This window comes from Paenibacillus cisolokensis (assembly GCF_018403665.1).
GTDB lineage: Bacteria > Bacillota > Bacilli > Paenibacillales > Paenibacillaceae > Paenibacillus_AH > Paenibacillus_AH cisolokensis.
The window spans coordinates 1-21,325 of the sequence record NZ_BOVJ01000018.1 but is presented as its reverse complement, the minus strand read 5'-3'; the positions used below and the strand labels follow the sequence as shown (position 1 = coordinate 21,325).

At 58.0% G+C, this 21,325-nt stretch carries 17 protein-coding genes and 2 pseudogenes; 11 read left to right on the top strand and 8 right to left on the bottom strand.

From position 1 onward, the window contains the following. Positions 1-243: hypothetical protein (locus PACILC2_RS02790; RefSeq protein WP_213527320.1), on the top strand; the 243-nt coding region annotated here is incomplete at its 5' end. A gap of 116 nt (positions 244-359) precedes the next feature. Here PACILC2_RS02790 and PACILC2_RS02785 read toward each other — a convergent pair. The 6 genes from PACILC2_RS02785 to PACILC2_RS02760 all read right to left on the bottom strand — a co-directional run bounded on the left by PACILC2_RS02785 (position 360) and on the right by PACILC2_RS02760 (position 6,999). After that, positions 360-884: a YndA family protein gene (locus PACILC2_RS02785; RefSeq protein WP_062489955.1), complete on the bottom strand. Its 525-nt coding sequence runs from the start codon at positions 882-884 to the stop codon at positions 360-362. A 223-nt stretch (positions 885-1,107) separates the two neighbouring features. Further along, on the bottom strand, positions 1,108-3,888 hold the full coding sequence (locus PACILC2_RS02780; protein WP_213527318.1) for an ABC transporter permease: 2,781 nt from the start codon (positions 3,886-3,888) through the stop codon (positions 1,108-1,110). Beyond that, on the bottom strand, positions 3,885-4,568 hold the full coding sequence (locus PACILC2_RS02775) for an ABC transporter ATP-binding protein (RefSeq protein ID WP_213527316.1): 684 nt from the start codon (positions 4,566-4,568) through the stop codon (positions 3,885-3,887). The genes PACILC2_RS02780 and PACILC2_RS02775 overlap by 4 nt, the downstream gene beginning before the upstream one ends. Before the next feature lie 209 nt (positions 4,569-4,777). Next, positions 4,778-6,286: a sensor histidine kinase gene (locus PACILC2_RS02770; protein ID WP_213527314.1), complete on the bottom strand. Its 1,509-nt coding sequence runs from the start codon at positions 6,284-6,286 to the stop codon at positions 4,778-4,780. A gap of 6 nt (positions 6,287-6,292) precedes the next feature. After that, complete coding sequence (locus PACILC2_RS02765) at positions 6,293-6,448, bottom strand: winged helix-turn-helix domain-containing protein (RefSeq protein ID WP_213527312.1); 156 nt, start codon at positions 6,446-6,448, stop codon at positions 6,293-6,295. Next, on the bottom strand, positions 6,448-6,999 hold the full coding sequence (locus PACILC2_RS02760; protein ID WP_244863187.1) for a response regulator transcription factor: 552 nt from the start codon (positions 6,997-6,999) through the stop codon (positions 6,448-6,450). The genes PACILC2_RS02765 and PACILC2_RS02760 overlap by 1 nt, the downstream gene beginning before the upstream one ends. Before the next feature lie 176 nt (positions 7,000-7,175). On the opposite strand from PACILC2_RS02760, the gene PACILC2_RS02755 reads away from it, so the two are divergent. From PACILC2_RS02755 to uxaC, 6 genes are all read left to right on the top strand, one after another. Beyond that, complete coding sequence (locus tag PACILC2_RS02755; protein ID WP_062489965.1) at positions 7,176-7,850, top strand: response regulator transcription factor; 675 nt, start codon at positions 7,176-7,178, stop codon at positions 7,848-7,850. Beyond that, the gene (locus PACILC2_RS02750) at positions 7,847-9,244 is read left to right on the top strand and encodes a sensor histidine kinase (RefSeq protein WP_244863186.1); all 1,398 of its coding nucleotides are present in this window, start codon (positions 7,847-7,849) and stop codon (positions 9,242-9,244) included. Before PACILC2_RS02755 ends, PACILC2_RS02750 begins: the two co-directional genes overlap by 4 nt. Before the next feature lie 60 nt (positions 9,245-9,304). Beyond that, the gene (locus tag PACILC2_RS02745) at positions 9,305-10,219 is read left to right on the top strand and encodes an ABC transporter ATP-binding protein (protein ID WP_213527308.1); all 915 of its coding nucleotides are present in this window, start codon (positions 9,305-9,307) and stop codon (positions 10,217-10,219) included. After that, positions 10,216-10,929, top strand: a complete 714-nt coding sequence (locus PACILC2_RS02740) for an ABC transporter permease (RefSeq protein WP_213527306.1) — start codon at positions 10,216-10,218, stop codon at positions 10,927-10,929. Before PACILC2_RS02745 ends, PACILC2_RS02740 begins: the two co-directional genes overlap by 4 nt. Position 10,930: 1 nt before the next feature. Then, positions 10,931-11,656, top strand: a complete 726-nt coding sequence (locus PACILC2_RS02735) for an ABC transporter permease (RefSeq protein ID WP_213527304.1) — start codon at positions 10,931-10,933, stop codon at positions 11,654-11,656. Positions 11,657-11,789: 133 nt separating this feature from the next. Further along, positions 11,790-13,190, top strand: a complete 1,401-nt coding sequence (gene uxaC / locus PACILC2_RS02730) for a glucuronate isomerase (RefSeq protein ID WP_213527302.1) — start codon at positions 11,790-11,792, stop codon at positions 13,188-13,190. Positions 13,191-13,254: 64 nt separating this feature from the next. Here uxaC and PACILC2_RS02725 read toward each other — a convergent pair. Both PACILC2_RS02725 and PACILC2_RS02720 read right to left on the bottom strand, forming a co-directional pair. Beyond that, a pseudogene (locus PACILC2_RS02725) lies at positions 13,255-15,209 on the bottom strand (LTA synthase family protein). Positions 15,210-15,353: 144 nt separating this feature from the next. Next, positions 15,354-17,633, bottom strand: a complete 2,280-nt coding sequence (locus tag PACILC2_RS02720; protein ID WP_244863185.1) for an ATP-binding protein — start codon at positions 17,631-17,633, stop codon at positions 15,354-15,356. A 647-nt stretch (positions 17,634-18,280) separates the two neighbouring features. Between PACILC2_RS02720 and PACILC2_RS26250 the strand changes: the two genes are divergently transcribed. The 4 genes and pseudogenes from PACILC2_RS26250 to cls form a co-directional block, all read left to right on the top strand. After that, complete coding sequence (locus PACILC2_RS26250; RefSeq protein WP_244863184.1) at positions 18,281-18,682, top strand: acetate and sugar kinases/Hsc70/actin family protein; 402 nt, start codon at positions 18,281-18,283, stop codon at positions 18,680-18,682. Positions 18,683-19,180: 498 nt separating this feature from the next. After that, the gene (locus PACILC2_RS26245; protein WP_244863183.1) at positions 19,181-19,489 is read left to right on the top strand and encodes an acetate and sugar kinases/Hsc70/actin family protein; all 309 of its coding nucleotides are present in this window, start codon (positions 19,181-19,183) and stop codon (positions 19,487-19,489) included. A gap of 26 nt (positions 19,490-19,515) precedes the next feature. Then, positions 19,516-19,842 carry a hypothetical protein gene (locus PACILC2_RS02710; protein ID WP_213527300.1) on the top strand — a complete coding sequence of 109 codons (327 nt, stop codon included), beginning with the start codon at positions 19,516-19,518 and terminating at the stop codon, positions 19,840-19,842. A gap of 159 nt (positions 19,843-20,001) precedes the next feature. Then, positions 20,002-21,325 (top strand): annotated as a pseudogene (cls, locus tag PACILC2_RS02705) (cardiolipin synthase); the annotation flags it as partial.

Sequence of the window (21,325 nt, the reverse complement as noted above, 5' to 3'; positions counted from 1 at the left end):
TTTTGGCGATTTTCGCTTACCTGGCTTGAACGGATCAAAAAACTGCATTATCGCAGGAATTCTCGCGTTTTGGTTCTTTTACCCCCGAAAATACTGCACTTTTGCAGCTTTTCTCTTTCATTCGGGTTCTATCTTACGGATGCCAGTCGCCGCGGAGCCGGAGTAAAGCAAGCAATTTCGGGACTGGCGGCAGTTCACAGCGGGATTGGCGCGAACGTAAAAAGCCGAGGAGCGGTGCGCTGACGCCCGCGAAGACCGGGGCGGCATGCGCAGCGCTGCGACGGCCTGCGGGCCATAAAAGAGCTGCCGGGAGTTATTCCCGGCAGTTTTTTCTTGCATCGCGCGAACCGGCATCTTCTTCAATCCCAATATTGAACGGTTGCGGAGCCGCTGAAGGTTTCATAAACATAAAACTCCGCTTTTTTATTCGTGCCGTCGACGGCGCCGCTGATTCCCCTGTAAATCAGGGTGTCTCCGGGATACAAGTAGAAAAAGCTGTAACCGTAAGGATCCGTAATAATGTCGTCCGCGTTGTCCGGATCGTATTCGCGCAATTGATACCAGGCGCCGCCGCTGGGTCCGGATGCGACTTTATACTTGAAATCTCCTCCGCCGGAATGGACGTAATTGGACGGATTTTCGCTGGAAGATGTCGTCCGTTTGCCGAGATAATCCCATTCCCCTGCGCCCAGCGGGGTGACGACGTCTCCGTTGGCGCGAATGACGGTGACGCCGGCTGCAACGTTTGGCTTCTGATCTTCGGCAGCTTTCCCGGCCGCATCCCCTTCGGCAAATGCCGCAGAATAAGGGATCATCAACATAAGCGACATGGCGATAAGCAGCGTACGCAACTTTCTGGACTTCGGCTCATTCCGATGTTTCATAATGGATTGCCCTCCTAATATTTCCTTTTTCAAAAGCAACGATAATGTAACACATCGGTATTGTCGAAGTAACCTGCACCATGTCGAAATCGGTCATACCTATAAAAATCCAACCGGCGATCTATAACCGCTCATCCGCAGTTCCCTTCTGCGACTGCAGTCCTTATAAGACCTTCGTTCTCGTTCGTTTTTTAAGGCATTTTTACGCAGCCCTGCCGCCGATTTACTCGGATGCGGTACGCACCGCTTCACCGGGAGACAGCCGAAGCGCGGCGCGGGCAGGGCCGATGTTAAGCGCCATCGCGATGAGCAGCAGACAAGCCAGGACGGTCAAAAGAATGTCGAACGGGTAAGTAAAAGGTACAAGCTGGTAGCTCGAAGCGGTGCCGACTATGGCGCCTGCGGCATACAGCCACGCGCCGGACAGGCCGCAGGCGAACCCGGCCAGCAGACCGGTCCAGCTGACAATCGTTCCTTCCAGCAGAAACATCTGGCCGATCTGCCGGTTCGGCACGCCGATGCAGCGGAGCATCGCGATTTGGCGGCCGCGCTCCCGAACCGCCCGGAATTGAATGACGGCCAGCCCGCACAAGCCGATGATACCGGACAGCAGCATGAAGCCGACAAAGGCGTTGATCATCTGACGGTACATAAATTGCTCGGCTGCGTCTACCGCATAAGGCGAGCGGAAGGACGTGACACCGTGAATGGCGAACCGTTCTTCGAGTTTATAGGAATTTCCGATGTCCTCATACGGATAGTGCAGCAGCACGAAGCCGAGATTTTGCTGGTCCGGCCATTTGTGGCCGAACGTTCTCAACTCTTCGTGGACGGACGGATGCACGAAGGTTGCCCTGTAGAAGCTGTAGGTCGGTTCGTTCTTTGTGTCTATCCCGGCGATGCCTGCCACGATAAATTCCCGTTCGGTATCAGGCTCCCATTGCTCGTTGACTCCGCGCAGCCTGCTTTTATATACCGGCAGCTTGATAGGCCGGCCAACCTTGATCTCCTCATCGGGACGGCCGAAAGGACCTTCTTCCGCATTCCGATTGATCATATATTCCGGTAAAATCACCTGCTTCGGGTCGCGCATCACCGCTTCCCAGGCTTCCCGGTCCGACTTGTAGCGGGGGTCTCTCTCGATTAGTGGCAGGCTGCTCAATCCGATGAATGATTCCGTGACCGGCACAATCGCTTGTGCCGTGCCTTTCTCGGAGAGCAGCAGCATATACGGTTCGCTGACGGCATAGCCTTCGATCACCCGGTCCAGCTCTGCGTCCTTCTCGATTGCGGCCAGTATGCGGTCGCGCTCCGCTTCCGTCCAGTAACCGACATACCCGCCGAAACCGAGCACCGTCTGATCGGTTCGATTCGCTTCACGAAAGGCGAGGAAGTAGCTGGCCAGGGTGACGGCAAACGTCACGGTGAGCATCAACAGGCCGAACAGCAGTGCGACGGCGAACGTCCGTCCTTTCCGCAAGCGGGGATATCGAGAGGCGAGCAGTATGGCGCTATCCGACCATCCCATCATCCGGAAGCCAAAGCCGAGCAGGCGGTCGAGCCGCGAAACGGCAAGCAGCAGCAGATAGAGCGTGCCGAGACAAGCTCCCAGCCACGAGAGCGAAACAGGTGCGACGCTGCCGAGGTCAAGCTCGGGCGTATCGAGGAAAAGCAAATACAGATGGATGCCGATGAACAACGCCGCCGCTATCGCCATAAGCAGGTCTTTCATTCGCAACCGCGCTGCCGAAGATATGGATTCCGCACCCGGCGGCATGCCCCGGATCGTCTCCATAATCGGAATTTTGCCCGCTTTCCGCGCCGCATCGATGGAAATGAGCAGCAAAAACAGAAAGGAAACGGCGGCGGCAGCGGTTTGGTAACCGAACGATAAATAAGGATAAACCGGAATGTTGCCGCCCGATATGCGCGCGACGATGTCGGCATGTCTGACGAACAGCCAGTCGACAGCGGCAGCGCCAAAGACGGTGCCGGCCGCTGTACCGGCCAGCGCGCCGAGCAGCGCCAGCAAGGAAGCTTCCGCCAGGAAGATGCCGCCGACCTGCCGCCGCGACAGACCGATGGCGCGCAGGATGCCGTACGTCTCCCGACGGTTGTCCGCCAGCATCCGCATCATCTGCTGCATGAGCACGGCGCCGGACAGGACGGCTATACAACTCAGAGCGACAAACCAGAGCACATAGTTCGCCTGTCCGGCTTTCGCTTCGGCCTGCTGCTTCAGATGTTCGACGTTGTAGACCGGATCGTTCCCGATATAAGGGAAAATGAGGGAAGCCGACTTGTCGGCGCGTCCGGCCAATACCGCATGGTAGGCGCCGTCTTCAAGCCCGGTCAACTCGCGAGCGGTCCGTTCGTTCACGATCGCCGTGCCGGTATAGGCGCCGGACCCCCGATATCCGGCAAGTCCCTGCTCTTCCGCGATATGCTGCACGCGCAGCAGTTTCTGAGGTTGCCCGCCGGCCGTGGCGAGGGAGACGACATCTCCTTCGGCGACGCCCAATTCGCCCGCGGTGTAGCGGTCGAGTACCAGCTCGTCGTCCTGAAGCCCGTTCGCCCACAACGATTCGTTTTCCGGATTGAACGTCTTCGCCATATCAAAGGGGAAGCCGATGACGAGAATACCCGTCTTCGCTCCGGTCGTTTCGGCTCCTGTGCCGTCAAGCGAGTACACGGCGCCTTCCTGCTGAATGGTCGGCAGGATACGCAGCTCCGGCCGGTGTCGCAAAGTATCGATCAGTTTCGCGGCCGTTCCGGCATCAAACGTCTCCGAACGCGGATCGACCGGCCGCAGTTCCCAGTCGATCGGTCCGTAATGAGCGTCGATCCATGCCTGTCCGCTCCGTTCGACCGACAGATACAGCACGGTCGACATCGCGATCAATGCGGCCCCGATCGCGCCTCCGAGTATCGACAGGAGCGATTGGCGCGGCCGGCTGCGCAGATTGAGCCAGGCCATCTTCCAGACGAGCGGGGAGCGGATCATGAGACGTTCCTCCCGTCATGCAAAATCCGCCCGTTCTGCATCCGGATGATGCGGGAGCAGCGCTCCGCGATTTTCGGGTCGTGCGTGACGATGACGACGGTTGTGCCGCGGTGGCGGTTAAGCATTTCCAGCAGGCCGATAATTTGCCCGCTCGTGTCGGTGTCAAGCGCTCCGGTCGGCTCGTCCGCCCATAATACGGCCGGCTCCGCAGCAATGGCCCGGGCGATGGCGACGCGCTGGTTTTGCCCGCCGGACATCTCGCCCGGATAACGGTCTTCCATCCCTCCAAGGCCGACCTCCTTGAGCGCGGCCAGCGCTCGCCGCCGGGCATCCTTGGCGGGCATGCCTCCGGCGATAAGCGGAATGGCGGTATTTTCAGCTGCGGTCAGCACCGGAATCAGGTGGTAGGATTGGAAAATGAAGCCCATCTTTTGGAGACGAAGACTGGAGAGCGACCGGTCGTCAAGTGTGTGCAGCGGAATCCGGTCCAGCCAAACCTCCCCTTCGCTCATTCGTTCGATACCGGCGAGCAGCTGAAGCAGCGTCGTTTTTCCGCAGCCGGACGGCCCCATAATGGCCGCCATTTCTCCTTGTTCGATTTCGAGATTGACTTCCCGCAACGCTCTCGTTGCGGCGTCGCCTTTGCCGTACGTTTTGCTCAGATCGCGTGCCACGATCATCTTTTGCCACCTCTTTCATCTTGCGCGCAACGGGGCCGCCGCCGAAGACGGCGATCCGCAACGCCGCTATCTTATTGTCAGGCAACAGGATAGCAAAAAGATATGCACTCCTTGTCGAGCGATTGTGCAGAAGTTGTGCAGATCGGGAGAAGGGAGCTGCGGCGCAGCCTGCCGTTTCGGCCTGCTTCGCGCCGGCATGTCGGCCGGCATCAGACCGGGGTCATGACGGGGAGACGCACGGTAAAGACGGTACCTTCGCCCCAGCGGCTGGATACCGCGATCGTGCCGCCGTGGGCGGTCACATATTCTTTGGCGATGGCCAGTCCGAGGCCGAGACCGCCGGCCTTGCGGCTGTCGGGTCCCGCGGCTCCGCCGCCGAACGCATCGCCCGACGGCATATCGCCCGCACCGCCGGATGCCGCCACGGACGCGCCTCCGCGATAGAAGCGGTCGAACAGACGAGGCAGTTCTTCTTCCTCGATTCCGATGCCGTCATCCGCAATCGCGACTTCGATCTCTCCGTCGCGAATGCCGGCGGTTACGGCCACTTCGGTGCGGCCGTGGCGGATGGCATTGCCCAGCAAGTTGACGAACACTTGCTGGATGCGAATGCGGTCGGCGTATATTTGTACCGGGCCGGGGCAGTCCAGCCGTACCGCCACACCGTCGGTCTCCGCCGCCGCCCCGAGCGTCTCGACGATAGAAGCGAGCATATCCGACAGGGAGAACCAGTCCATCTCGAGCGGCAGGCGGCCGGAGTCGGCCAGGGCGAGCTCCTGGAGATCGCGGACCAGCTTCGACATTCGGTACGCTTCATCGTGGAGCGTTGCGATTTTGGCCGGCGGGAGCGAATCGCCGCTTTGCAGCGCATGGTCGAGCTGCGCCCGCATGACGGCGATCGGCGTCCGCAGCTCATGGGCGATGTCTGCGACCATCGTGCGCCGCACCGTCTCCAGCCGGCGAAGCCGCTCTTCAAGCCGATCGAGTGCCGCTTCCGCCTCGGCCACCTGGCTCACGTCGCGACGAATGGCCGAATGCGCCGCAGACGGCCAGCGCCCGGGTGCGCCCGCCGCTCCTTCCCCGTGCGCCCCACCGTACGCCCCCTCGCCGTGCGCCGAACTGCTGCGCGGCCGCGGGCGCAAGGCCGCCTCGCTCCCGACATCATAGCGGGTCTCCGCAAGCCGCATCACGCGGCCGGCCAGCCGGTCGAGCGGCCGCTGCAGCCGCCGGCGCCGCCGGTTATCGGCGGCGAGCCAGCCGCTGAACGTTAGCCCGGCCACGACAAGGGCAAGGGCAGGCTCGCTTCCGTCAAGCAGCCGCCCGGTGTGGGCAGCGGCCCGAGTATGGCCGACGATGCGCCCGTCGGCCAGCACCGGCTTGCCGCCGCTCCGCGCCGCCGTCCGCCGATCGCCGGCTGCCGCTACCGGCTCCGCGGCCCCCGCCGCCCATACCGCTACGGCTTCGCCGTCTCCGCCATAGCGGTTCCAATCCGCCGCAAGCCGCTCCGCCAGACCGCTCCAGCCGCCGTTCATCTCGTAGTACATCGAGGCATAGCGGTTCCAGAACAGCGCAAGCCGTTCATTCTCTTTCTGCTGTTGTCCGTTCGCATACAGCAGTGCGGCGCCGAGGAAAGCCGCCGCCGCGCAAGCCGCTGCGAAGACGCCAGCCAGCCAATCGCGGCCGGTACCGGAGAACGGCCGCGCAGACCGCTTTGTCATCTCGGATCACACTCCTTCCGCGAACTTGTATCCGATGCCGTAGACCGTCAGAATGAACCGCGGTTCGGCGGGATCGTCTCCCAGCTTCCGGCGGATATTGCGGATGTGGGAATCGAGCGTACGCTCATAGCCGGTAAACGAGTCGCCGAGCGCTTCGTCCATCAGCTGCAGGCGGGTAAAAGCCCGGCCGGCTGCGCCGCCAGCTTGGCAAGCAGCTGAAATTCGGTCCGCGTCAGGTCGACGGGCCGGCCGTCCAGCTTCACTTCCATCCGCAAGCCGTCGATGACAAGCGGCCCGCGGCGAATCGGCGCTTCGCCTGAGCGCTCCTCACGGACTCCTCCGGCTCCAGCGCGTCTCATGACAGCCTTGATGCGCGCCGACAGTTCCCGCAAGCCGAACGGCTTCGTCAAATAATCGTCGGCGCCGATTTCCAGCGCCAGCACTTTATCGAATTCATCGCCTTTGGCGGTTACCATAATGACAGGCAGCTGCCACTCCCGGGCATTGCGCTTGCAAATATCCAGTCCTGTCGTGCCGCCGGGCAGCATCCAATCGACGATCAGCAAGTCCGGCTTATCCCCGGCCAGTACGGGAAGCGCCTCCGCGTAGGAGGCGGCGCCTGTCACCTTGTATCCTTCCGCCGCTTCCAAATAGGCCTTGCATTCATGGAGCAGCTTCGTTTCATCTTCAATCCATAAAATATGCATCTGCATCACCCGTTAACCTGATTCTCCATATGCGCCGCCGTTTCCTTCACTGCGTTCGGGGCTCAGCCGCATCCGTCTTCCCCCGGGCCGGCCGCTTTTTGACCATGCTGTTGGTGACCGCCCCGCAATCGTTCTATAATTAAAAAAATAACGCTGAAACAAGAGGAACGGAGGAGAGCGCGTTGGCACGCATACTCTATATCGAGGACGACCGGGAAATCGGCAGCTGGGTGGAGCAGGATTTGAAGAGGCGCGGCTATGAAGTCGACTGGCTTACATCGGGCGACGGAGCAGTGGAGCGCGTCGCAGACGCCGATATCGTCATCCTGGACGTCATGCTGCCCGGACTGGACGGCTTCACTGTCGGCCAGCGGCTGAAGAAGGCGTCGCCGCAAACGCCGATACTGCTGCTGTCGGCCCGGACAGCGGTCGACGACAAGCTTCAGGGACTGCAATTCGCCGACGACTATCTGACCAAGCCGTTCCATCCGGACGAGCTGGCGGCCCGCATCGAAGTGCTGCTCCGCCGTTATGGCGGGAAGGCGGAATCACGCAGGTTGCGTCTCGGCCATCTGGATGTCGATCCGGACGGCCACCTCGTGGTCGACCGGCGCACCGGCGAAGAGATTGTGCTAACCGGCAAACAGCTGCAAATCTTTATGTATTTGGCCAAGCATCCGAACCGCATTCTGACCAAGGAGCAGATCTACGAGGCGGTTTGGGGCGAACCGTATTTCGAAGGGGACAAGACGCTCCATGTGCACATCCGGCATCTCCGGGAGAAGATCGAGGAAGATCCGGGCGCTCCGGCCATTATCGAGACGATTCGCGGCATCGGTTACCGGGTGAAGGCATGAGCGGCCGGTTTCGTTCCCTGTTCGGACGCCTGAAGCTGAAGCATTCGCTGCTGAACCAATATTTGCTCATCATCCTGCTTGCGATCGTGCTGGTGCCGGTCATGTTTCCGCTGTCCATTACCGTCGTCTACCTGCTCATGCCGCCCGAAGATTTGGGTGGTGAGGAGATCTATCAATTCGGCGCCGAAATGGAGAAAATGTGGCACAACGAAGCGCGGCAGCTGGACGGGGCATCGGCGGAGGAAATCGACGCCCGGCTGATCCGGTTAAAAGAAAAGTACGAGGAGGCTTCCATGTACTGGGTGGACGGACAAGGCAGGACGCGCCTCCGTCTGCCGGATACGCTGGACGTGCCGGAACGGTGGACCCCTGCCTTTACGGTGCGGTTCATGAAAGAACGGTATGACGGCGACCCGTTCACCGTCGTCGCGTTTATCGGCGGCAAGGAAGAGGCGGGCTTCATGGTGTTCGAGCTGCCGCGTTCCGAGATGACGACCCGCGGCCAGCAAATATGGGAGAAGCGCGATACGGTATTAATCATGACGACGCTGTCTGTCATCGTACTGTTTTTATTCGTGTCGTGGATTTTCTTCTACCGGATCCGAAGGCGACTTCTCCGTCTGCAGCAGGCGATGACCAAGCCGTCGCCGCACGGCATTCCGAGTCCGACCGTCGTGCACAAGCCCGACGAAATCGGCAAATTGGAGCAAGCGTTCAACACGATGATCGGCGAGCTGGAAGCCGGCCGCCGGCGGGAGCGGGAGGAAGAGCGGCTTAGGCGTTCGCTGATCGCGAACCTGTCCCACGATTTGCGCACGCCGCTGACCGCGATTCGCGGGCATGTCTACAGCTTGCAAGAGGAACCGCTAAGCGAGAAAGGCCGTCAATCGCTGGCGCTGATCGACCGGAAAGTCGGCTATCTCGGCCAGCTGATCGACAATTTGATGTCGTATACGCTGCTTGCGGCAGGCAAATACCCGTATCGTCCGGAACGGACCGATATGGTCCGGCTGCTGCGCACGGTATGTGCGAACTGGTATCCGGCGTTCGAGAACGAAGGCTTCGAGATCGAGCTGGAATTGCCGGAACGCGGCTTCGCGTGGGAGGTTGACCCGGCGTGGTTCGAGCGGGTGATGGACAATTTGCTGCAAAATGTGCTTCGCCATGCGAAGACCGGAAACTACCTCGCCGTTCGGGCCTTCCGACAAGACGGAGCGGGCGTCATCGAGCTGGAAGACCGCGGTCCCGGCATGAACGGCGTTTCCGGAGACAAGGGCGCCGGCATCGGCCTGACGATCGTCGCCCTGATGCTCAAGGAGATGAAGCTCGACTGGGACATCATCAGCGGCAGCGGCGGAACGGTCATCCGCATCCGCGGTTTAATTCAAATTTAAACTTGCATCCTCACGAAAATTAACCTGGCGCCTTTACGATAGAAGGCGAGGTGAATTGACGTGAGTGCATGGATTATCGAAACCGACCGACTGACGAAGACGGTCGGCGGCAAGACGCTTGTAGACGGATTGAACCTGACGATCGGCAAAGGGGAAGTATATGGCTTTCTCGGCCCGAACGGCGCCGGCAAGACGACGACGATCCGGATGCTGCTCGGCCTGATCCGGCCGACGAGGGGCAAGGTCCGACTGTTCGGCCAGGATCTGCAGCGCAACCGGACTGCCGTTCTGCGCAAAGTCGGCTCGCTCGTCGAGTATCCGTCCTACTACGGCCATCTGACCGGATACGAGAATCTGGAGGCGGTTCGCCGCCTGCTTGACGCGCCCAAGTCGCGCATCGACGAAGTGCTTGGCGTCGTCCGTCTGACGAAGGGTGCGGGCCGCCCGGTCAAAGCGTATTCGCTCGGCATGAAGCAGCGGCTCGGTATTGCCACGGTGCTGCTCGGCAAGCCGGAACTGCTCATACTGGACGAGCCGACGAACGGCCTCGATCCGGCCGGCATTCTGGAGATTCGCGAGCTGATCAAAAGCATGGCCAGAGATCACGGCATGACGATCCTCGTCTCCAGCCATCTGCTGTCGGAGGTGGATCAGATGGCGACCCGCGTCGGGATCATTCATAAAGGGAAAATGATTTTTCAGGATTCGATCCAGGCGCTCAGGGATCGCTCGCGCGGCCGGATCAGCCTGACCGTCGACCGTACGGAAGAAGCGTGGAAAGCGCTGCTCGGCAGCGGCATCCGGGCCGAAGCGGCAGACGGCCGGCTGCTTGTCGAATCGCTGTCCGATGAGAAAGTCGCAGCGATCGTCCGGCTGCTCGTGCGGCACGATATTGCGGTTTACCGCATCCAGGAGGAGAAGCGTTCGCTGGAAGAGCACTTCCTTGCTTTGACGGATGGGGGGGACAGCTTGTGATCGCGCGGGTGATGGCGGCGGAATGGCTCAAAATACGCAAGAAGCCGATCTGGTTTCTCGCCGTGATCGGCCCGGCCGGCGTCGTCGGCCTTCAGGCGGCCAATTTCGGTCTTCGCTACGATTATCTGGTCAAGCAGTACGAGGACGATCTGTGGGGCGGACTGATCGGGAACGTCCACTACCTGGCTGTGCCGGCCCTGCTGCTCGGACTGGCGCTCGTCGCTTCCATGCTGGCTTCGCTGGAGCATCAGACGAACGCCTGGAAGCAGACGCTGGCGCTGCCGGTGACCCGGTTTGCCGTATTTACCGCCAAATTCGCCATCCTGCTTGTCGTGCTTGCCGTCTCCTGTACGCTGCTGGCCGTCGGCACGGCGGCGCTCGGCGCCGGTCTCGGCTTCGGTTACGCGTTTCCCGCCGGCGAACTGCTGACCGCGTCGTACTTGCCGTTCGTCGCCGCCATGCCGTTCATGGCGCTGCAGATATGGATGTCCGTCACGCTCAGCAATCAGGCGGTTCCGCTTACCGTCGGCATCGCCGGCACGATTCTGTCGCTCTATTCGGTCCGAATGAGCGATTGGTTCCCGTGGAAGTGGCCTTATCTGATCAACGAATGGAACGACCCGCTCGTATCCGCGGGCGCGGGACTTGCGGCCGGCTTCCTGCTGTACGCCGCCGGACTCGTTCATTTCGCGCGAAGGGATGTGAAGTAGGATGTGGCGAATCTTCCGCTCGGAATTGCTGAAGCTGCGCAAATCCCATATTACGCTGCTCGTGTTCGTCAGCCCGCTGCTCGCCTCGCTGCTGGCGCTTCTCGAATCGGTGCAGGAAGAGGCGTTCCCCTGGCATCAACTGCTGGCGACGATGGCACTGCTGCACGGGCTGCTCTTTCTGCCGCTGCTGGCCGGCGTATTCGCCGCCTTCATCTGCCGTTACGAGCATGCCGGCGGCGGATGGAAGCAAATTTTCGTGCTGCCGGTATCCAGAACCGGGGTATACGTCGTCAAGTTCGGACTCGTCATGGGCTTGCTGCTTGCCTGCCAGCTTCTGTTTCTTGGCGGCCTCCTTGGCGTCGGCATGCTGAAAGGCATCGAAGCTCCCGTTCCATGGGACATGCTCGGCCGCAGCCTGCTGGGAGGCTGGGTCGCCTGCGCGCCGCTCGCCGCGCTTCAGCTCGCCGTATCGACCGCCTGGTCCAGCTTCGCCGCTCCGCTGGCATTGAATGTCATCTTTACATTGCCCAATATTTTGGTCATCAACTCGGAGAAATTCGGTCCGTGGTATCCTTGGGGGCAGCCGGTGCTGGCCATGCTGTCGGGCGCGCAGGACGGCTTCGGCGCGTTCCTTGTTCCGCCGGAGACGCTGCTGATCGTCATTGCCGGCGGCTTCGCGCTCTTCTTCGCGGGCGGCCTGCTTTACTTCAGGAGAAAGGCGATGTAAGGCGAGAAACGCGCAAAATATTACACTTTTCCGGCCATTGTGCAACATCAGCAACAAGGAATAAGAGCGTTTGCAACGAAATGATTAAAGCAAACGGCTTGTTCAAAATTTTAAGGAAAAGTGGGAATGCGCAATGAAACCGTTCATGGACGAACATTTTCTGCTGTCGAACGAGACGGCGAAGAAGCTGTATCACGATTATGCGAAAGATATGCCGATCATCGACTATCATTGCCATCTGAGTCCGCAGGAAATTTACGAGAACAAAACGTACCGCAATTTGACCGAAATATGGCTGTACGGCGATCACTATAAATGGCGGGCGATGCGGGCGAACGGCGTGGAAGAGGCTTACGTGACCGGCGACGGCGACGATTACGGCAAATTTCTCGCCTGGGCGCGCACCGTGCCGCGGACGCTCGGCAATCCGCTCTATCACTGGTCGCATCTGGAGCTGCGCCGCTATTTCGGCATCGAGGAGCTGATCAACGAGCGCAATGCGCCGGTCATCTGGGAGAAGGCGAACGCCAAGCTGACCGGCGGCGGGTTCGGCGCCCGCGACCTGATCGTGAAATCGAATGTCCGCGTCGTCTGTACGACGGACGATCCGACCGATACGCTCGAGTACCATCTGAAGCTGAAGGAGGACGACAGCTTCCCGGTGAAGGTGCTGCCGTCGTTCCGTCCCGACAAAGGCCTCGGGATCGAACGAACCGGCTTCGCCGAATGGGTCGGCAAGCTGGGGGCGGCGGCCGGGCGCTCCATCCGGACGTACGACGATTTTCTGGCGGCGTTGGAAGATCGCGTGCAGTTTTTCCACGAAGCGGGGGGACGGGTATCGGACCATGCGCTCGATGAAGTGCCGTTCGCCGAGACGACGAGAGAAGAGGCGGCAGCCGTTTTCGCCAAGGCGATAGCGGGAGATGCCGTCACCCCGGAAGAAGAGCGCAAGTACAAAACGTTCACCTATATCCATCTCGGCAAGCTGTACCATGCGCGGGGCTGGGTCATGCAGTACCATATCAAGGCTCACCGCAACAACAACAGCGCCGCATTTGCCCGGCTCGGCCCCGATACCGGATTCGACTCGATCGGGGACGGCGATATCGCCCGTCCGCTGCGGGGATTGCTGGATGCGCTGGCGAGCGGCGGTACGCTGCCCAAGACGATTCTGTATTCGCTCGATCCGGGCGACAATCCGATCCTCGCTTCGCTGATCGGGAGCTTCCAGGAAGGCGGAATTGCGGGCAAAATGCAGTTCGGCTCCGCCTGGTGGTTCAACGATACGAAGGAGGGGATGATTGCGCAGCTGAAAACGCTTGCCGATATGGGGCTGCTCAGCCGGTTCGTCGGCATGCTGACCGATTCCCGCAGCTTCCTGTCCTATACGCGTCACGAATATTTTCGCCGCATTCTGTGCAACCTGCTCGGCGAATGGGTCGAGAACGGCGAAGCGCCGGCCGACTTCGAGCTGCTGGGCGATATGGTCCGCGATATTTCATATCGCAACGCGGAAGCGTACTTCCCGTTTTAAACCGACAATGAATGGAAAGAGGCTGCGAACCGCATCGCGCGGTAGCAGCCTCTTTCTGCGCTCGCTATTCCTTCTCTTCCGGATTCCGGTCCGGGAGCTGGCTGACATAGCTGTCCGACAAGTCGAGCAGCTTCAATGCCCGGGCGTATTCTTCCTCGGTAGCGCCGAGCTCCTGGCTTCCGTTCCCGGCCAGCGGCCGCTCCTCGCTTTCCACGGCCAGCGGATACTCCTTGCCGTCTTCAAACCCGCTTCCCGGCATAAACAGCGCCTTGCTGCTCATAAACGAACCCGTCGGCAAATAATAACGTTGCGGCAGCAGGTTGTAATCATGGTTCAGCAGATCCTGTCCGAAATGAATATAGTTTTTGAGCGAAATGCCGGTCAGATTGGCGATCGTCGGCAGCACGTCGACCTGACCGCCGAGCTGTTCGAACTCTTTGGGCTTCGTCAGTCCCGGCGCCGCTATAATAAGCGGAACGTTGATCATGTCGGTGTAGCTGTACTCCCTGCCGTAGATTTCCGCCATCAGCTCTTCGTCGTCGCGGTCGAGCGAATAGAGCGGAAGCCCCTGATGATCGCCGTACACGACGATCAGGCTGTTCTGCCATATGCCGCTTTCCTTCAATTCGTCGATGAACTTGCCGAGCGCGTAGTCGGCATAGCTTTGCGCGCGGATATAATCGCCGACGAACGTATCCTGGTAACGCTCCGGCAACGTAATCTTGTCCTTCTCCTTCGGCGTCGTAAACGGGTGATGCGCAGTCATCGAAATAATGTGGGCATAGAACGGTTTTCCGCTCGCCTGCATATCGCGCAGCTGATCCATCGTCTTCCGGTACAGCACCTCGTCCGATGCGCCGAAGAATACCGTATCCTCGTCGCCGAAATATTGCTGGTCGAAATAGCGGTCGAAGCCGAGCGCCGCGTACAGCTCGCCGCGATTCCAGAATTCCACGACATTGGTGTGGAATGTGGCGGTCGAATACCCTTTCGCTTTCATCAGCTTGGGCAGGCTGGGCAGCTCTTTCCCGGCGTATCGTTGCGTTGCCGCTCCTTGCGGCGGAATATAGTACGATGTATTGACGACGAACTCCGCGTCGGACGTATTGCCCTGGCCGACCTGCTGATAGAAATTGGAGAAGTAAAAATGCTCCCGCGCCAGCTTGTTCATATTCGGCGTCACTTCCTGGCCGTCTATCGTAAGGCCGATCAGGAAGTTCTGGAACGATTCCATCTGAATGACGATCACGTTGCGGCCCGAGGCGATCCCTTTATAAGCGGGTTTGGCGGGCGCTTTCACATTTTTCAAAGCGTTGATGCGCTGCTGGCTGATTTCGCTCCGGTCGATCAGCTCGCGCTTCTCGTTTGCGAACAGCGTGTAAGCTTCGTAATTGAGAATGCCCATCTGTTCCGCTTTCGTAATCTCGTTCATGCTCGCCCGGTTCGGGAGCACGTGAAACAGACACAAAAATAGAGAGGCCGCGAAATAGCAGGCATAACGAAACGCCTTTTGTCACCGCCGGCCGCCGGCGCTTGAAACGAAACCTTCCGCGTCTTTCGCGTGCGGAAGAGCCAGTAGCCGAGAATGACGATGTCCATGAAGATGAACAAATAGTACGGGTCCATCAGCGAAAAGACGCTGTTCTTCACGGCTGTGACCTGGTTTACCTGCTCCAGCGCATGATAGGTGACGATAACGCCATAATATTTGTAATACATAATGACCGCAAACAGGATTCCCGTCACCAGCAGGTTCACCGTCAAATAGTAGAAGAGCTTGCGCTTGGAAGCGAACCATTCGATAAGGCAGAATGCGATCCAGACGAACGGCAGCTCTTTCACGACGGTCGTCCAGGAAGGCCCGTTGTCAAAAACGACCATCCAGGCCAGATAGCTTTTGAGCAGAAGCACAATGGTAAAAAACAAAAACGGTTGTTTGCTCCATAGCCGATCCTGCGGCTGCAATTGCACGTGAAACCCTTCCTTTCCGTTCGGGGAGCGGCGCCATGGCCGATCCATCGTCAACGCTTTCTCTGAAAATGCGAAATTATGTACGCATCGTCTTGCGTACTGGCGATAGATTCATAGTATATTCATTATGCTACCCGAAAAAGAACGTGTCAAAAATGTAACGAGCAAAGGATGCAAAAAGTTTCGGTTCAATCAGGAATTCGCGAGCGGCAGCCGGATTTCGACGCATGTCCCCTGTCCCGGCTCGCTTTCAATCCGAATGACGCCTTTATGGTTGCTGATGATTTGCTGGCTGACCATCAGGCCGAGACCGTTGCCGTTCGGCTTGCTCGTATAGAACGGTTCGCCCAGGCGCGGCAGCTCCTCTGCGGGAATGCCGACGCCTTCGTCCGTGCAGCGGACGACTACGCCTTCCTGCCCGGTTTTGAGCTCGATCAGCAGTCGGCCGCCGTCGGGCATCGCTTCGATCGCATTTTTCAGGATATTCAGGAAGACCTGCTTCAATTGATTCGGTTCTCCTTCGATGGCCGGAACATCCTTGTCAAACTTCAATTCCAGACGAACGCCGCTCATCATGGCTTGCGCCTGCATCAGCACGATAAGATCGCGCAACGTTTCGGCCAGATCCACTTGCTGAAACCGTACGGCCTGGGGCTTGGCCAATACGAGAAATTCGCTGACGATGAAATGGATGCGGTCCATCTCGGACAGCATAATGTCGATATGCTCTTTGCTCAAGCTCCGGTCGGCATCGGTTTGCAGCAATTGGATGAAGCCGCGAAGCGTCGTCAGCGGGTTGCGGATTTCGTGCGCGACGCCTGCTGCGAGCTGACCGATGGCGGTCAGCTTCTCGGAACGGCGAAGCATCTCCTCGGTCTGCTTGCGCTGCGTAATATTGCGCGAAATGGTGGCGATGCCGACGATCTGCCCCATACTGTCGCAAATCGGCGATATCGTCACGCTGACATCGATCGGCCGGCCGTCCCGGGTCAGACGAATCGTTTCGTAATCGGCCACTGTGCCGCCGCTGCGGATCGTGCAAATGAGCCGTTCATGCTCTTCGGCCTGCTCGGGCGGGATGATCGGCGCTCGCTTGCCGGCAATTTCATGCTCTTTCCAGCCGAAAATAGTCTCGAACGCCTTGTTGGCCCGAACGACCGTGCCGTTCGGGTCTTCGACATGAATCGCGTCGGTCGTATGATTGATGAACGATTCCAGATATTCCTTGGTCCCTTGCAATTCTTTCGCGGAATCCGTTAACCGGTTCAAATAATCGTGCAGATTGTCCGACATGGCGTTGATGCGGGAAGCGAGCAAGCCGAGCTCGTCCCGGCTGCGGACGGGAATATGGGAGCCGAAATGGCCCGCGGCGATTTCGTTCACCCTTTCGACGATCTGGCCGAGCGGGCGGATGAAGAAGCCGACGAGTATATAGATGGCTGCGACCGAAGCGAGAAGCAACGCCAGCGATACGGCGCCCTGGGTCAGCAACTGCCGGGCAAGCGTCTGTTCCATCGCGGAACGGTCCATCGTAATGCCGATGACGATCGGTTTTCTGCCCGGGATGTCGATCGGAACGAAGCTTTTCAAAATTCGCTTGCCGAGTGCGGACGTTTGGAAAGTAGACATTTCACCGCTGCGTGATACGCTGTGAATAATTCCGACATCCCGCTTCTTGTCTTCATATTGATAGGGGCCGAACAAGACGGCGCGGACATCGAGATTGTGTACGACTTGCCCCTGTTTTAGTTTGAGAATCGGGGCTTTGCCGACAAATTCCGGATCGAAGCCGGTAATCTCCAATATGTCGGGATTGTTGTAGATCCATTTCCGGAGCAGCGTCTCCGTTCCGGCATACCGCTCAAAATCGAAAAACACGTCCGCATGGACCATCGGATTGATCATGTAATTCGTTGTGCCGTCGTAATAATTTCCCCATTTGATAATGTTCGACGGATCCGATGTGGCAAAATTGATCGGCCCGGACCAGAAATGCTCCAGCGCATACCCTTGCCCGACCGACACCCGCCGCAAATCGAACAGCTGGTTGAAGGCGTCGTACCAGTAGTCCCACGATTTGGCGCTCATGCCGATCTCCTTCGGATCGGACGATTTGACCGCCACGATGTCGTCGTCCTTCCGCTGCCACAGCGTCAGGCCGTCGGTCCCCAATTCTTCGCAAAGCGCCGCAAGCTGTTCGTTCGTTACGTTGGCGATATCGGGATCGAGGCGGTATTTGGCCGCCAAGGCCGCCTGTCGAAGTTTGTCGGCGACCGCTTCCTCTATGAATTGCCGCGCTTGCTCGGACGTTTGGATCGTCGCGGCGATTTGCCGGGCAATGACTTTCATCTGCTGCTCGGACGCGGCCAGGAGCCTGTCGCGGGAAGTAAAATAGTTGATGGACAGGTTCAAGGCGAGAATAACGGCAACTATAGAGGAAATAAAGAAGGTCAGCTTTGTTTTTATCGTCAAGAGGAAATCTCTCCCATTCGTTGCTCTTGCAGCAAAAATGCATAAAGTGTACTGGTATCATACCATTGACGGGCCTTCTCCCGCTACCTGTTTCCGTTTCACCTTTATCCGGTTTTTATCCCGAAAGAGCGCGAAACTCCCGTATAATTGGCCGTTTGGAAATCCATATATATAGGTTTGAAATATGCAATTAAATTATGAAGAAATTCAGTATTTAAAAGAAGTTTTATAGAAAACGAAAGTTGATTATATAAATGTGATTCATTCGGTATAAAGAAATGTTTTTGCATAATTTACACCTCGTTCGGGCGATCCGGCGGCAAGGCGGAGTCAACGGAAGCGGTTCGGTTTCGCAGCGGATCAGCGTCCGGTTGTTTCGAACCTTCGGGATAGAAACCGGGAAAGGAGGAGGAACTTGAAGTGGAAAGTTGCGGCAAGGGAAGGAAATCGGGCATATAAATCGAAAGTTTAATATAGAGGAACGTTTTATTGCGCTGCCCGATCCCAGGTCAAACATCTGATTGGCGTTCCGGAAGGACGTCAAGGTTCTGCCCGGACATATTTGATCGTACTCGGTATTACTTAGTTTGCCGCAAATGCGAAGCAAGCAAAACGAAGGTTGAAACATGAAAAGGAGGAACCATTCCATGCAAAAGTATCATTTTCTGGTCGGAAACGATAACGGCAACAGCGAGCATGATCTGATCATCGACGGCAAGCTGATCCAGCAGCCCAATGTCAACTGCCGGGTCGATCAGCTTCCCTGGAGCGACGAACAATCTCCGGAGAGCTTCATCAAAAATTTGCAGGATCAGCTGATCGTAACGATCGATTCTCCTTCTGCGCGGCCGGGCATGTATTATGTCGGCAAGTTCGCGCTGGAAAGCGGCGAAATCATCGACAATCTCCATGTCGGGATCGATCAGAAATGCGATGCGGAGCTGCCGGTCGTGAACACGCTGGCGCAAATTGCGGCCGTCGCCGTGCAGCGGGCGTATGAAGAGGAAAAAGCATCCCCGAGCAGATCGAAGCGGGAGTGGATATGGTGACGGCGCTGCCGATCACGCAGCATACCGACGAAGCCGCGCAAAAGTTCGAGCGCCGTTTCATGGAGGCGCCTCATCATGTCACCGTGCATCTGGGCAAGCAGCGGGTGACGGTGAAGATCGTATTCGAATTTACGAAAGTCGTGCCGGAAGCAACGCCGGTCATCTTCGCCCTCCAGAAAGATGCCGAGGGCAATTGGCGGGAAGGCGATATTTTCAGCGAATTTGCGGAAACGTATAAACTCGGGAAGAACTTTAACGGCAGTTACTTCAAGGACAAGCGCATTCTGCATACGGATATCGGCGACGGATCGACCGAGTACCCGATTACGGAAGGGAATAAATTTCTCCGGCAGTTCGTGCACGGCAGCCATCACGGAGCCGGCTACGCGATTGAGGAGGCGCTGTCGGAATTCAACCGGCTCATCCATTTGCCGGACAGCCCAAGACAGTTTTTCAGCGACGTATTGAAAAATCCGAAGCATAAATATTACGCCGGCGATGAAGACGATCCAGCGGCCGCTGGAAGGACAAGCCCGGCAAATTATTCAAAACATCCGCAAGCAACTGACCAAGGCGCGCAACGAAGTCGATGTCATCTGCGTTTATGGCGGCGGCAGCATTTTGATGCGTCCGGTGCTGTATCCGCTGCTGAAGGAATTGTGCGACGAGCGGGAGATCAAGCTGCTGTACATACCGGCAGCCTATGCCGTGACGATGAACGCGCAAGGGCTGGATGCTTTCGTTCGCGGCAAAATTTATGAGGCGCTCAAGAGCAAATCGAGACAAGCCGTCGAGAAAGGCGCATGACGCCACGGTAAGGAACGTGAAGCCGAATGAAGAAGAAGAAGCTTCCAGGCGAAAATATCAGCCTGAAAACGAAAAAGAACGAAGCGGAAGCCATTATGGAATGGCTGAACTGCCAGAGCAATCTGATGGACTCGATCCGCTATTTGATCGAGAACGAGATCAGGGCCAACGGCGTCCGCAATTTGCAGCAGTTTATTCCCGCCGACCGGAACTTCCCGCTGACGGGGCCGGTTACCGGCGAAGCCGGCGCGGCAGCTCCCGCCTATGCGCAAGGGTTGTCCGAGACGGCCGCGGCGGCGGCTCCGCCGGAAGAAGAGGAGATTGACGAAGAAGATATCGAATCGTGGATTTGATGCGGGGATAAACGGCAAAACAACACAAAGAAACACCGGATGACACAAAGTGTTACCTGGTGTTTCTTTGTGTTTCCGCATTATTTTCCTCATGATGCAAGCCGTATGATATACTAATGTGCAGATTTATCCCCGTTGCCGATCGAGGTGTTGTAGCCCATGAACACAGTTCCGAATTTATACTCGCTTCTTATGGTTATCAATCTGTTTCTCGCCGTCACGATCATTTTTCTGGAACGGCGCAACGCCAGCGCCACCTGGGCGTGGCTGATGGTGCTGTTTTTCCTTCCGGCTCTCGGGTTTCTTCTGTATCTGATGCTTGGACAAAGCCTGAGCAAGCGCCGGTACCGCAAATTGGTCATGGAAACGGAGAAGGTGCTGGACAGTCTGATCGAGGATCAGCGGGCCCGCATGCAAAGCGGCGATATCCGCTTCGCCGATCCGGCGATGGCCGAGTACCGCGATATGATCTATTTGAACATGGCCAGCGATCAGGCGCTGTATACCCAGAACAACCGGATTGAAGTCTTCACGGACGGCATTAGCAAATTTGACGCATTGTTTGCGGATATCGAAGCGGCGAAGGATCATATTCATCTGATGTACTATATTGTGCGGGACGACCGGTTGGGCCGGAAGCTTATCGAGACGCTTACGCGCAAAGCGAGGGAAGGGGTCAAAGTCCGGTTTCTCTATGACGATATCGGCAGCATTCGATTGCAGCGGAAATTTTTCCGCAGCTTTCAGGAAGCGGGAGGAGAAGCGGTCGCTTTCTTCCCTTCCCGCATCCCTTTCTTCAATTTCAAACTCAACTTCCGAAACCACCGCAAGCTGGCGATTATTGACGGAAAGTGGGGATATATCGGCGGCTTCAACGTCGGTGACGAATATTTGGGGATGGACGAGCGTTTTGGCGAATGGCGGGATACGCATTTGAAGGTGACCGGCAGCGCCGTCCAGATGATCCAGACTCTGTTTTTGGCCGACTGGAATTTGGCGTCTGGGCAGAACATCGCATTCGAAGCCCGGTATTTTCCGCCGCCGCCGGAACAGGAGCGGGGCACCGTCGGCATGCAAATCGTTTCCAGCGGTCCGGATTCGGAGTGGCAGCAGATCAAAGACAGCTATATCAAGATGATCTATGCGGCGAAGAAGCGGGTTTGTCTGCAGACCCCTTATTTCGTGCCGGATGAAGCTTTGCTGACGGCGCTCCGCACCGCCGCCATGTCGGGCGTCGAGGTGGAAGTGATGATTCCGAGCAAGCGGGACCATTTTTCGTGTACTGGGCGTCCCGTTCCTACGTCGGCGACTTGCTCTCCAGCGGGGCCCGCTGTTTTCTGTACGATCAAGGGTTTCTGCACGCCAAAATGATCGTGGTGGACGGCAAAATCGCCAGCGTTGGCACGGCCAATATCGATATTCGCAGCTTCAAGCTCAATTTCGAAGTGAACGCCTTTATTTATGACACCGAGACGGCCAGCCG

Coding starts and splice junctions, on each gene's coding strand:
- PACILC2_RS02785 (WP_062489955.1), bottom strand. CDS start 884: ATGAAACATCGGAATGAGCCGAAGTCCAGAAAGTTGCGTACGCTGCTT.
- uxaC (WP_213527302.1), top strand. CDS start 11,790: ATGAAACCGTTCATGGACGAACATTTTCTGCTGTCGAACGAGACGGCG.
- PACILC2_RS02780 (WP_213527318.1), bottom strand. CDS start 3,888: ATGATCCGCTCCCCGCTCGTCTGGAAGATGGCCTGGCTCAATCTGCGC.
- PACILC2_RS26250 (WP_244863184.1), top strand. CDS start 18,281: ATGCAAAAGTATCATTTTCTGGTCGGAAACGATAACGGCAACAGCGAG.
- PACILC2_RS02750 (WP_244863186.1), top strand. CDS start 7,847: ATGAGCGGCCGGTTTCGTTCCCTGTTCGGACGCCTGAAGCTGAAGCAT.
- PACILC2_RS02710 (WP_213527300.1), top strand. CDS start 19,516: ATGAAGAAGAAGAAGCTTCCAGGCGAAAATATCAGCCTGAAAACGAAA.
- PACILC2_RS02775 (WP_213527316.1), bottom strand. CDS start 4,568: ATGATCGTGGCACGCGATCTGAGCAAAACGTACGGCAAAGGCGACGCC.
- PACILC2_RS02770 (WP_213527314.1), bottom strand. CDS start 6,286: ATGACAAAGCGGTCTGCGCGGCCGTTCTCCGGTACCGGCCGCGATTGG.
- PACILC2_RS26245 (WP_244863183.1), top strand. CDS start 19,181: ATGAAGACGATCCAGCGGCCGCTGGAAGGACAAGCCCGGCAAATTATT.
- PACILC2_RS02760 (WP_244863187.1), bottom strand. CDS start 6,999: ATGCAGATGCATATTTTATGGATTGAAGATGAAACGAAGCTGCTCCAT.
- PACILC2_RS02765 (WP_213527312.1), bottom strand. CDS start 6,448: ATGGACGAAGCGCTCGGCGACTCGTTTACCGGCTATGAGCGTACGCTC.
- PACILC2_RS02735 (WP_213527304.1), top strand. CDS start 10,931: ATGTGGCGAATCTTCCGCTCGGAATTGCTGAAGCTGCGCAAATCCCAT.